This is a genomic window from Okeania sp., from assembly GCF_983059655.1.
The window spans coordinates 1-12,048 of the sequence record NZ_CEZPJD010000174.1 but is presented as its reverse complement, the minus strand read 5'-3'; the positions used below and the strand labels follow the sequence as shown (position 1 = coordinate 12,048).

Sequence of the window (12,048 nt, the reverse complement as noted above, 5' to 3'; positions counted from 1 at the left end):
AAGCTTATGATATAAAACTTTTAGCTATTGGACAGTTCCTGAAATTTGTAAATATCCCAGCGCACATTGCTATAGATGAAAATAAACGTCGAGAAATTTATGGTCAGTTTCAGCAAATTGTTGCGGAACAGTTGCCTATATTTTTTTTAGTAAATCCTCTTTCATTGCAAGCAGTTCGCGATCGCGTAGATAATTTAAAATTCTCTGCTATTGGTGGAGCTTTTTGGAATATTGATGAATTGAAAGTTAATGATGAAGGAGTCAGGAGGGAAGAAGAAGGAAGAGGAGGATAAAGTTTTTGTTCATCGCATCAGTAGAACGGAGTTTTATCACTAATTAAATGGATATAATATAATACGCTATCTATTACACTCTATTATACCAAGCGTGAAAAAAGAATGTTACGAATAGTTTGGTTAACAAAAATGGTTAAAGTCAGATGTATATTTAGCACTTGGAGAATTATTTCAGGGTCAAAAATGATAATAACAGTTCTTTTGTTTCTACTGACTACTGACTATTGACTACTAGAAACAGTTCAAGCATTTGTAGCAAACATTTATCAAATTGGTATTACACCGCTTTTCAAATTGACGAACCATATCTTTCAAGTGAAACCTTGTAGGGATGTTTTATGAAACGTCCCTACAGTGGTCTACCCAAATTAAAACCGCTGTAATGTGTGACAGCATCATTAATTGAGCCGTCAAACGCCACTACTATTTGATAGAGTAAAAGATTAAACGTTGGTGTATTCAGGAAATTTAGGAATTGGAACTACATCGTTTCATATATTCCCATCCACGTTGGGGAGAAACGCGATCGCGTCCAATAGTTTTTGCAATCCATTCTGCTACTTTTGGTCCAGTCCAGGATTCTTGGTCTCTGGGTGGATTTTTAAGTGCTATGCGTAATTGTTCTTGTTGTTCTAGAGTCAGCAAAGCATGAGAAGGATAAAATTTCCGGGTTTTCCGCCGATTTAAAATGGCATTTGGCCCTTGTTGATTGTAATTTTTTACTATATCTTTAGCATAATCATAGTTAAAACCCAAAGCTTTAGCTGCTTCTTTTATTGTCCACTTTTGGGACACCAACCATAAGAGGTGCCAGCGTCGAGATTCTACTCTATCTCTAGTTTGGAGATAACGTGTTTTAATTTCTGTTTCACTTAGATGAGATTTGAGATAGGCTTTTTTAGGCATCTTTTTCTACTTTATCAGGGAGTAATAATTGTCAATAGCTCGACTCTGGAAAGCAATAGAACTCTGTTCTGCTCAAAGCAATCGCTATACCAGAAGTAGATGACCCTGTAAAGTTTAAATTCACCGTTACAACTGGAGATGATTTCTTCGTTAAGGTAGTAAACCTTATTTGAGGAGTTTAGCCGTAATTTTTAATTTACGGACTAACACCTAATCTGAGAAATATCTATTAGTTTTATTAACTTTGCAGTTGTATTGTTTACGGTTTAGTTACTTATCTATATATACTATATCATTTTATAATATCTGTGTAAATACATAAAAGACTTGATTCAGACAAATTTTTCACTTCACGAAATCTTTACTTTTTTGATGAAAATTTTTATAAAATCTTTATAATTTTTAAGTCAGATTATGATTATATAGCAATTCCCATACTAATGAAGTACAAGATTTTAGGCTTGAGGGAAAAAATTTTGTACCTCACGGGTATGGAAATTGCTATAAAAGCAATAGCTGATAGGTGATGGCTGACAGCTAAATGCTTACCCTTCTTTACTCTTTCTTACTTTTTCAAGTTTAAAATTTAATCATTATATTTTTTTTCGGAGATATCTAATCTAATAGGCATTTCTAACTTCCCTGCTTTCTCCAAATATTAAATTAATTTTGCACAACTCCTTTATAGCTTTCCTCAATCTAAGCTAGAAAGGTTATGACTGTTAACTTAGTTAATAAATAGCCTTTTCATTTGAAATACGGAAACAGAGTCTTGCTCAAAAGGGAACAGTAAAGAAGAAAAAACACTATTAAATAGTAGCTTTGTACAATAATTAATGGATACTCAAGACAAGATTTTTTGATTAGAAAAAAGCTCAATCTAGATTTACATTTCATTTGAAAACACTAAATACATTCTTACCATGAATAGTTCAACACAAAAATCCTATTATCAAGTCGGTGGTTGTCTCCCCAAAAATTCACCCAATTACGTCAAGCGACAAGCAGATGAAGACCTATATAAGAATCTCAAAATAAGTGAGTTTTGTTATGTTCTAAATTCTCGTCAAATGGGAAAATCTAGCTTGCAAGTTAGAACAATTAAAAGATTACAGCAAGAAGGTATTTCTTGTGTGGCAATAGATATTTCAGAAATAGGTAATCGGGGAGTAACTCCCGAACAGTGGTATGCAGGTATTCTTCGCATTTTAGAAAATAATTTTAATCTCTCAGAATATGTAAATATTCGTACCTGGTGGCGAGAACGAAATTATCTAGCACCCGTACAAAGATTAAGTGAATTTATTGAAACTATATTACTAAAAAACATCCAGAATAATATTGTGATTTTTATTGATGAAATTGATAGTATTCTAGCTCTAGATTTTCCTGTAGATGATTTTTTTGGATTTATTCGCTCTTGTTATAATAAACGTGCCAATAATCAAGAATATAATCGCTTAACTTTTGCTTTATTAGGAGTTAGTACACCTCAAGATTTATGTCAAGACCAAAATAGTACACCTTTTAATATTGGTATATCTATTGAGTTAACTGGTTTTAAATTTGATGAAACCTTGTCTTTGGTGGATGGATTAGTCGAAATTTGTCAGCAGCCAGAGGAAGTTTTAAAAGAGATTTTATCCTGGACAAATGGGCAACCATTTTTAACTCAAAAAGTGTGTAAAATTATCATTGAAAATGGAACTTATATTGTTAATCCCAAAATAGAATTAGAGGAAATTATTCAAGCTAAAATTATTCATAATTGGGAGACAAAAGATATACCAGAACATTTGAAAACTATTCGCGATCGCCTTTTCAGAAAAGATGAAAGAATAGTTAGAAGATTAGGGTTATATCAGCAAATTTTACAGAATGATTTGACTGGAATAGTTGCCGATGATAGTCCTGAGCAAATGGAACTGAGGTTATCTGGATTGGTAGTTAGACGAGATAGTAAATTAACTGTGGCTAATCCGATATATGCTACAGTTTTTCACGAGGAAATGATTAATGAAGAGTTAGAAAAACTACCTCCTTATTCTACAAAAATTAAAGCATGGCTTCATTCTAACTGTGAGGATAAATCTTATTTATTGCAAGGGGAAGATTTACAATTTGCTTTAGTTTGGGCAGCGGGAAAAAGTTTAAGAAATCAAGATTTTCAGTTTTTGACTACTAGCCAAAGATTAGTATTAGATGCTCAAATAAAAGCTTTAGAATCAACAAAAATAGAAACTAAAAAAGCTCAGGCAGAAGTTGCAAAAGCACAACAAAAAGCTAAACGCTGGATTTCCATAGGTTCTGCTATCCTTGGCACATCTTTAGTTTTATCAATAGGTTTTTCGCTATTAGCTTATCAAAGATTTAGATTAGCACAATCTAGTCGAGAAATTGAACAAACTGGCACTGATGCTTTGTTATTAGCAATGTTCAAGAAGTCAACCACAAATCAAGCATTGTTTGAAGCTTTACCCAAGGCGATATCTGCGGGACAAAAATTAAAAGATTTGGTTAATAACAATATTCCTCTAGCAGAATATCCTGCGACTAGACCGATATTAGCACTACAAATGATTTTGGATAAACTTGACGAACAAAAACAATTTGAAGATAGTTTTCTTCAGAAAAGAAAGATTATTCTACAAGGTCATCAAGGTGCTGTTACCAGTGTTAAATTTAGACCAAATCAAGATATTTTAGCTTCAGCCGGAATAGATGGAAAAGTAATTATTTGGAATTTTGAGGGCAAAAAAATTGCAGAATGGCAAACAGAGCAAAAATCAGTTAATAGTTTAATGTTTCATCCGAATGGTCAATATTTAGCAACTGCTGGTAGTGATGGTACAGTAAAAATCTGGAATTTATTAGGGGAAAAATTATATGTATTAGAGATATCTCAAACTGAAGTTAATAGTATTAGTTTTAGTGCTGATGGCAAGTATTTAGCAACTTCTGGCATAGATATTCCTGTTCAAATTTGGAATGTATCATTGTCACCTATAACTATATTATCTAATTCAATTTTGAATGATAATGGTTTGATTAGAGCGGTTAGTTTTAGTCCTAATGGAAATTTTCTAGCAACATTAGATGGAAAGTCTACAATTAGATTATGGAATATATCTGAAAATCAATTCAAAGCTATAGATGTGCAAGCTATTAGTATGAATTTTAGCATTTCTCAACCCCAGCTTTTACTAACAGCAACATCAAATGGAGTAGTAGAATTGTGGCAGCTTTCTACAGGAAAGTTAATGAGCAATTTTCAAAGTTTACATCTGGATACTAAATTAGTTAGTTTTAGTCCTGATGGAGAGTTAATAGCTACTGTTGGAATTGATAGTATTGTGCGACTTTGGAATTTATCAGGACGGCAGATTAGTCAATTTGAATTTATGGAAAATGTAATTAGTATTAGTTTTAGTTCAGATAGTAAAAAAATTGCTGTTGCTGGTAGTAACGGTAAGGTTTGGCTAAGGTCTGTAGAAGATTTAGATGAACTTTTAAGTAAAAGTTGTAGTTTTTTAGTAGGAAAACCCAACTATTTTATGAGAGTAGTAGAATTTTGTCAGAGTTAAAGTAAAAGGTTTTAGGTGTTGGATATTATACAATTTTTATATGATACTAATTTAAAAAAAGAATGTTACAAATAGTTTGGTCAACAAAAATGGTTAAAGTCAGATGTATATTAGACATCTCCAAAAATAAACAAGAAAATCAATTCTTATCCAGAAATTATTAATTATTATTCTCTGTTCCCTGTTCCCTGTTCCCTGTTCCCTCTTTTCTGGAGATGTCTATTTAGCAGAATAGAATTATTTCAGCGTCAAAAATGATAATAACAGTTCAATCTAGCTGACTACTGGCTACTGACTATTGGCTACTAGAAACAGTTCCAGTATTTATAGCAAACATTTATCAAATTCGTATGAGGTGGTACAAAATCATGAAAATTACTAAACACTAATAGATGTCTCCAATAATAAAAGATAAAATAAATTATCGCACTCTTATTGTCAGCATTTCCTGCGGAATGCTGCGCAAACAGCCGTCAGTTATTAGCTAGCCTCTTATGGTCGGAGCTGCATTATCAGCTATTAATTAATTTTAGGGAAGGTAAAAATAATTGAGAAATTGAGACAGAATAAAAGTTATTGTTAAAGTACCCGGACTAAACCTTAGAAGTAATTATTTATTACTAATTGCTGTTAACGTAGTTCCTCTGTAGGAGCCTAGATGATTGCTAATAGCTGAATGCTTACGATATAATTGAACCAATATCAAAAATATAAAATACCTATAATCTTCCCCCTTCTCTCTGCTGAAAAATAATTCAAAAATAAGCTGAATGGCGGATGTATAATGGCTAGAAAATGTGCTTATGATCGAGTAATTTTAGTCAATATTGAGTGAGTTAATCAATAGAGTGATGATGAATTGAATACGAGGAAAAATTTTTTCCATAGATAAGCTGTTTCCTGCTACAAGTAAATTCTAAAATTTCCGAGAAAACCCCGAACCCTTAGCACAATTATTAAAAAAACTCAGTATAAAAAGCGATGACATCATAAAGGAAATATGAAATAATAAAAGCCGTGTGTATATAGTACTCAACTACTGCTTAATACTGCAAAATTAAATATCATTATTTGAAAGGTTTAATAATTATGTCAGCTCCCACTATTGGTTATATTAAGCTAGCAAATACCCTGAGTATAGTCAGTCAAAAGCAAGTTACTGGAAAGTTGAGCGTCGCTCATGGCAATCAAGAATGGCAACTTTATTTTCTATTTGGTCATCTTTTATATGCAAGTGGTGGACTACACCCCAATAGACGTTGGTATAGAGCTGTTAAGAAACATTGTCCTAACTTTAAGTTTGAAGTTAATCAGTTAACAAATGTTCAACTATGGGAATATAAATTGTTACAAACAGCCATTAGCGATCGCCAGATAACTTTAAGTCAAGCTAAGGCAATTTTGCGTACTATTTCTGAAGAAGTTTTCTTTGGTATTATTAGTCAACCAGGTTTAACAAGAAGGTGGCATCCACAGAAACATTCAACTTCTCCAACAACTTTAAATTTACTTTTATCAAGGCGAGAAATTAAAGAAGTTCTTGCTTCAGCAAAAATAATTTTACAATCTTTACAAGAAGAAGATTTATGCCATATTAATCCAGATTTTGTTCCAGTTATCAAAAAGAGAGATAAGTTATTCAATCAAGAAAGCTCTGAATCTGTTTTAAAGATCGATAAGTTCCTCAATGGTAAACTAACAATTTGGGATCTTACATTAGAAATGAAAATGTCATTACAGGGAGTTACCCGTAGCTTATATAGCTTTGAAAAACTAGGCTTAATTTATTTGATGAATGTAGAAGATTTGCTTCCACCTTCGGAAAAAATTAACTTGCCAGGCACAGAAAAGAGTATTAAGAAGGTAAAAATTGCTTGTATTGATGATAGTTATAGTACTGCTTTCTTGCTAGGTAAAATCCTCAAGCCACTGGGATACGAAATTTTACAAATTCAAGATCCAATTAAAGGATTAGCTCTTTTGGAAGAATGTAAACCCGATATGATTTTTTTGGATTTAATTATGCCTAAAGTTAGTGGTTATACAATATGTGATTTTTTACGAAAAACTACTACATTTCAAAGTGTACCAATTGTATTTTTATCAACTCAAGATAGTATTATCGACAGAACTAGAGCTAGAATTGTAGGTGCTAATGATTACCTGTGTAAATCTTCTTGTCCAGAAAAAATTGTAGAAATTGTGGAAAAGTATATCAATACTCAACATTCTATAAATGAGTCAAAAAGTAGTTTAGAGCAAACATATAATTTTACTTTGATGGCTGTAGGAAGCTAAAACTAAATTGTGATAAATCATCAGTTGATTATCGATTAATAATGATTTCGATCTGAGATTTTGCAAGTGCAAAATCTAGTGTCTCTATATAAACTAGAACACAAATATCTACCTAATAAGACCATTTTCAAAAAATAGCTATTCAGGGTATCAGGTGGCATGGTAGTAGGTATAAGAAATAAGAAGTGAATATTTTTCAATTCCGTTAAGCATCTACATTTTACTGTAACAATTTTTCTTAAATTTGGCACAATTTTTCTATATCTAGTAAAATATCTTAAAAATTTAATAGTAATAAAATCATGAAATCAACATAATTAACCTCCATTTTTCATTTTTCTAGTAAAATTTTCAGATACATTAAATTTTTAATAACCCATCGCGAATCAAATAATCTTTAGAGGGTTAAACCCTATAGAAAAAGTTTGATTTTATGATTAAAATAGAAATTAAATTATATAGTAAATATAAAATTTAACAATTATGTTAATAACTAATATAGAGTGTAACAAAGTATGGAATGCTTTAGCTGCACTTAGCCACAAGCAAGCAACAGGTAAACTAATATTAGACAATGGCGAACAAAAATGGCAGATTTACTTTTGTCGAGGACAAATGTTATATGCCACAGGGGGACTACATCAAACTAGACGTTGGTACAGAACAATTAATCAACATTGTCAGCATCTAAAATTTAACGCTAATTTATTATCTACTGAAGAATTATGGGAGTATAAGCTTCTTCAACAAGGTATTACTGAAGAACAAATAACTTTAAAACAAGCTAAAGCAATTATCCGTAGTAGCAGCTATGAAATTTTCTTTGCTTTAGCAAGTCAATCAATTTTAAACCTCAACTGGCAATTAGACCGGGAATTAACATCAGAACTTTGTCCCAACTTAGTATTATGTCCATTAGAATTAAAGGAAGTTATAGAGGCAGCACAAAAACTTTGGGAACGTTGGCAAAAAATAGGTGTTAATGATATTTTTCCAGAACAAGCTCCGGTAGTTAAAAAATCTATAAAATTACAAAGTCGTCTCAGTGAAGAATCCATACAAGTTCTTACTAATAAATTTAATGGTGAAAATACCTTGTGGGATATTACAGTTAAAAAAAGGCAATGTCTAGCCTTAACAACCCGTACTATGTATCACTTTTTTAAACAAGGTGTAATAGAAGTTCGAGCTGTACCAGATTTACCTTCTCCATTAGAGCAATTACGCCTAGCTTACTCTTCAACAAATCGTTATAGACCTCTCATTGCTTGTATAGATTCTACACCAACAACAGGTAAATTTTTAGAGCAAATTTTGATGCCTAAAGGTTATAAAATTGAGAAAATTACTGACCCAATGCAAGGAGTAGGATTATTGGCTAAAAAAAATCCAGAATTAATATTTATAGATTTAGTTATGCCGGAAGTTGATAGTTATGCACTCTGTAATTTTTTGCGGAAAGCTTCAATTTATAAACAAACTCCTATTATTATTTATACCGGACAAGATAATTATCTAAATCGGGCTAGGGGATTATTATCAGGTGCTACAGATTTTTTAAGAAAACCAGCAACTGCAACAAAAATATTAGAAACAGTAGAAAAGTATTTAAAGTTAAAAAAACAGGAATATCAAAATAAAAATAACCTTTCGCAATCTTTAGCTTTAGCACCTGAATGCTGAAAAGAATAAAAATAGTTTGAATTAAGACAGAAGGCAGAATAATTAATAATTAATAATTAATAACTGGAGAGTACTAAAGTTCTTCCCAAGAACAATTTGTGTTAAAGAGTGAAAGTATTACTGCAAAAGCCTTACAGGACTTATACCATTTCTAAAAATTCTTGCTACATCTTCTTAAAAGTAGGGAGTAGGGAGTAGGGTAAAAATAGATAATATATCTTGATTTAATGCCGATAATAGTCACAAACATTATTTAACCATTATTATTACTTAATAGCTGAAGTCCCATGGGAAGTATAGCATTATTTTTGGGAATTGGTATTACAGCTCTGAATAAAGAGTTTTTAACCTTTAGATCGCTGAAAGTTTTAGCTAGCAGTAGTTATTTCAAGAACTTTGCGCTGTTTAGTTAATAATTAATAATTAATTGTTGAAGAATGTTTCCGACACGCCATCTGATAACCCCAAACAATCTTAAGCACCCCTGTTGACAACTGATAACTGAAATAACGATGAGGTATTAAACCCGCCACAGAAAAAATAAAAATTTAACTAAGTCAGCGACATAAAAGATAATCATGTAAGTAAATATAAGGATACACCAGATCATAAAAATACTAATGACAGAATTAATGTTGCCCACAATGCGCATTGAAAGCGATAGTATGGGAAAAATAGAAGTACCAACAAATCGTTATTGGGGTGCTCAAACTCAGCGGTCGCTCATCTATTTCTCTATTGGGCAAGACTACATCCCACCAGAAGTCATCAAAGCATTCGCCATTCTCAAAAAGGCAGTCGCTCAAACCAACCACGAACTCGGCAAACTCCCAGAAGAAAAAACAAAATTAATTTCTCAAGCAGCAGAAGAAATAATTGCTGAGAAACTAGACGGTAACTTTCCACTGCGAGTCTGGATGACAGGAAGTGGCACCCAGTGCAATATGAATGTCAACGAAGTCATCTCCAACCGGGCGATCGAAATTGCTGGTGGAGAAATGGGAAGCAAAATACCAATACATCCCAACGACCACGTTAATATGTCGCAGTCATCTAACGATACTTTTCCCACTGCTATGCACATCGCCTCAGCAATAGCATTACAGGAAAAGTTATTGCCGAAAGTCAAGAAAATGCGCGATGCACTCCAGGAAAAATCAGAAGAATTTGCCGACATTGTTAAAATAGGGCGTACTCACTTGCAAGATGCTGTACCGTTAACATTGGGGCAGGAATTCTCTGGATATGTGGCACAACTGGATGCAAATATGCAACACATCACCAATGTCTTGCCAAGTTTGTATGAACTCGCTCTAGGCGGCACTGCCGTGGGAACAGGGTTAAATACAGTTAGTGGTTTTGCCGAACTTGCTGCAAAATATATTAGTGAAATAACTGGGTTGCCATTTGTGTCTGCACCTAATAAATTTGCTGCTTTAGCTGCTCACGATCCAATAGTTATGGCGAGTGGCACTCTGAAGACTTTAGCTTGTTCGCTGCTGAAAATAGCTAATGATATTCGGTGGTTGGGAAGTGGCCCTAGGTGTGGGTTTGGGGAGTTGATTTTACCTGCAAATGAACCAGGATCTTCAATTATGCCAGGAAAAGTCAATCCTACTCAGTGTGAGGCAATGACAATGGTGGCAACTCAGGTAATGGGGTATGATGCAGCGATCGCTTTTGCTGGCGCTCAGGGAAGTTTTGAGTTAAATACTTATAAACCGATGATGATATTTAATTTGATTCAGTCGATTAATTTGATTGCTGATAGTTGTAATAATTTCACTGATTTTCTATTAGTTGATTTACAGGCAAATCAGAAAAAAATTGAGTTTTATTTAGAACAGTCTTTGATGTTAGTGACAGCTTTGAGTCCGAAAATTGGGTATGATAATGCGGCGAAAGTTGCTAAGGTTGCCCATGAGAAAGAGTTGACTTTAAAGGAAGCTTGTTTGGAATTGGGTTATGTTTCGGCAGAGGAATTTGACGATGTTGTAATTCCTAAAAATATGACTCATCCTTCGTAAGCATTCAGTCTAGTAGGGTGTGTTAGGCGTTAGCCGTAACGCACCGAAAATTAACATTTATAGACCTATATAGATGATGCGTTACATTTCATTAATGCACCCTACTGGACTATTTTTTCCAAAGGATTTTGTTCTCTTGCTCTTTGCCAGTTTTCTAGTAATTTTCTGTTAATAAACCAGACATATTCAACAACTTTGCTGACCAAACATTAGCTTTATGACTCACTTCACTCAGGAGTTCACTATCATTCCGAATACTTTCCCAATTATACTGCCACTGTGCTAATGTTATCTGCAGCTCAACAAGTTCAGCAGCAACTTCTACCTCTGTATCAGGTGCAGTCCATTCAATAAAAAATTCACTTTCTTTGAGCAAATTTTCTACCAGTTCTTGATTAGCTGTAGACTGACAACGAGATTTAATTCGTGCTAAATTTGAGGCGATATTTCCCAAGCATACAGGAATTTCATCTCTCAAATATCTTTCTTTCAAAGTGTTCCAATTTCTCATAAATTTTCTAATTAATGTTATGATATTTACCAAATAAATAGCAGAGAATTTAAACAGATGCGATACCCAGTTAAACTGAAACAAACTGATGAAGGATATGCTGTTTGGTGTCCTTATTTACCTGGATGTTGGTCTCAGGGAGAAACTGAAGCTGAGGCATTGGAAAATATTAAGGATGTCATAGAATCTTATTTAGAATATATGAAAGAGTTAAATTCAGATGGTTAGTTGCATAATTCCTAATAATAAAAAATAACCATTTCGTAGGTTGGGTAGAACGGAGTGTTAGCGGAGCTTATCCGTTAGGATAAACCCAACACATATCTTTTGTTAGCAGATGCAAGTTTTTGTTGGGTTGCGCTTTCGCTTAACCCAACCTACTAGGTTAAATTAATAATAATTTGTTAGATTATTTCTGCTAAGGAACGAACGGACAAAATTTCATCTTGTTTTAAAGGTTCAACAGCAGACATAGGAACAATAATTACATTTATAGATTCTCCTACGGCATTAAAGACTTCTAATACATAACCATTTTCTTCTCCTTCTGGGTGAGTTGCTGTATCAATTAACATGGCAATATCACCTTTTTTCAGGTTATATTCTGGGAAGTCTTTGCTTAGAGAAATACGTTGGTATAATTCAAGCATTGGTAGTTTTATCTTTTAAGTGGTATCAAAGTAATAAATTGAGTTTGATTCTCTGCTTTTCGTTGTAACCAGATGGTAATAACTGCTATATTT

8 protein-coding genes and 1 pseudogene are annotated in these 12,048 nt (G+C 33.1%); 6 read left to right on the top strand and 3 right to left on the bottom strand.

Features of this window, described 5'->3' with window-relative positions; genetic code table 11:
- Positions 1 to 293: pseudogene (locus AC3DU7_RS12115) on the top strand (hypothetical protein); the annotation flags it as partial.
- 471 nt (positions 294 to 764) lie between these two features.
- Here the strand turns inward: AC3DU7_RS12115 and AC3DU7_RS12110 are convergent.
- Positions 765 to 1,202, bottom strand: a complete 438-nt coding sequence (locus AC3DU7_RS12110; protein ID WP_488039600.1) for a helix-turn-helix domain-containing protein — start codon at positions 1,200 to 1,202, stop codon at positions 765 to 767.
- Positions 1,203 to 2,125: 923 nt separating this feature from the next.
- On the opposite strand from AC3DU7_RS12110, the gene AC3DU7_RS12105 reads away from it, so the two are divergent.
- The 4 genes from AC3DU7_RS12105 (at position 2,126) to fumC (ending at position 10,794) form a co-directional block, all read left to right on the top strand.
- On the top strand, positions 2,126 to 4,786 hold the full coding sequence (locus AC3DU7_RS12105; protein ID WP_488039599.1) for an AAA-like domain-containing protein: 2,661 nt from the start codon (positions 2,126 to 2,128) through the stop codon (positions 4,784 to 4,786).
- A 1,089-nt stretch (positions 4,787 to 5,875) separates the two neighbouring features.
- The gene (locus AC3DU7_RS12100) at positions 5,876 to 7,084 is read left to right on the top strand and encodes a response regulator (protein WP_488039598.1); all 1,209 of its coding nucleotides are present in this window, start codon (positions 5,876 to 5,878) and stop codon (positions 7,082 to 7,084) included.
- Between the two features lie 483 nt (positions 7,085 to 7,567).
- The gene (locus AC3DU7_RS12095; protein ID WP_488039597.1) at positions 7,568 to 8,767 is read left to right on the top strand and encodes a response regulator; all 1,200 of its coding nucleotides are present in this window, start codon (positions 7,568 to 7,570) and stop codon (positions 8,765 to 8,767) included.
- 620 nt (positions 8,768 to 9,387) lie between these two features.
- Positions 9,388 to 10,794, top strand: a complete 1,407-nt coding sequence (gene fumC, locus AC3DU7_RS12090; protein ID WP_488039596.1) for a class II fumarate hydratase — start codon at positions 9,388 to 9,390, stop codon at positions 10,792 to 10,794.
- Between the two features lie 154 nt (positions 10,795 to 10,948).
- On the opposite strand, the gene AC3DU7_RS12085 is transcribed toward fumC, so the two are convergent.
- Positions 10,949 to 11,305 (bottom strand): hypothetical protein, encoded by a 357-nt coding sequence (locus AC3DU7_RS12085; protein WP_488039595.1) that lies wholly within the window; start codon positions 11,303 to 11,305, stop codon positions 10,949 to 10,951.
- Between the two features lie 57 nt (positions 11,306 to 11,362).
- Between AC3DU7_RS12085 and AC3DU7_RS12080 the strand changes: the two genes are divergently transcribed.
- On the top strand, positions 11,363 to 11,533 hold the full coding sequence (locus AC3DU7_RS12080; RefSeq protein ID WP_293081738.1) for a type II toxin-antitoxin system HicB family antitoxin: 171 nt from the start codon (positions 11,363 to 11,365) through the stop codon (positions 11,531 to 11,533).
- Positions 11,534 to 11,709: 176 nt separating this feature from the next.
- On the opposite strand, the gene AC3DU7_RS12075 is transcribed toward AC3DU7_RS12080, so the two are convergent.
- Positions 11,710 to 11,955, bottom strand: a complete 246-nt coding sequence (locus tag AC3DU7_RS12075) for a DUF4926 domain-containing protein (RefSeq protein ID WP_488039594.1) — start codon at positions 11,953 to 11,955, stop codon at positions 11,710 to 11,712.
- Positions 11,956 to 12,048: the final 93 nt, after the last annotated feature.

Excerpts from the sequence above, each read along its gene's own strand:
- AC3DU7_RS12110 (WP_488039600.1), bottom strand. The coding sequence starts at position 1,202 with ATGCCTAAAAAAGCCTATCTCAAATCTCATCTAAGTGAAACAGAAATT.
- AC3DU7_RS12105 (WP_488039599.1), top strand. The coding sequence starts at position 2,126 with ATGAATAGTTCAACACAAAAATCCTATTATCAAGTCGGTGGTTGTCTC.
- AC3DU7_RS12100 (WP_488039598.1), top strand. The coding sequence starts at position 5,876 with ATGTCAGCTCCCACTATTGGTTATATTAAGCTAGCAAATACCCTGAGT.
- AC3DU7_RS12095 (WP_488039597.1), top strand. The coding sequence starts at position 7,568 with ATGTTAATAACTAATATAGAGTGTAACAAAGTATGGAATGCTTTAGCT.
- fumC (WP_488039596.1), top strand. The coding sequence starts at position 9,388 with ATGACAGAATTAATGTTGCCCACAATGCGCATTGAAAGCGATAGTATG.
- AC3DU7_RS12085 (WP_488039595.1), bottom strand. The coding sequence starts at position 11,305 with ATGAGAAATTGGAACACTTTGAAAGAAAGATATTTGAGAGATGAAATT.
- AC3DU7_RS12080 (WP_293081738.1), top strand. The coding sequence starts at position 11,363 with ATGCGATACCCAGTTAAACTGAAACAAACTGATGAAGGATATGCTGTT.
- AC3DU7_RS12075 (WP_488039594.1), bottom strand. The coding sequence starts at position 11,955 with ATGCTTGAATTATACCAACGTATTTCTCTAAGCAAAGACTTCCCAGAA.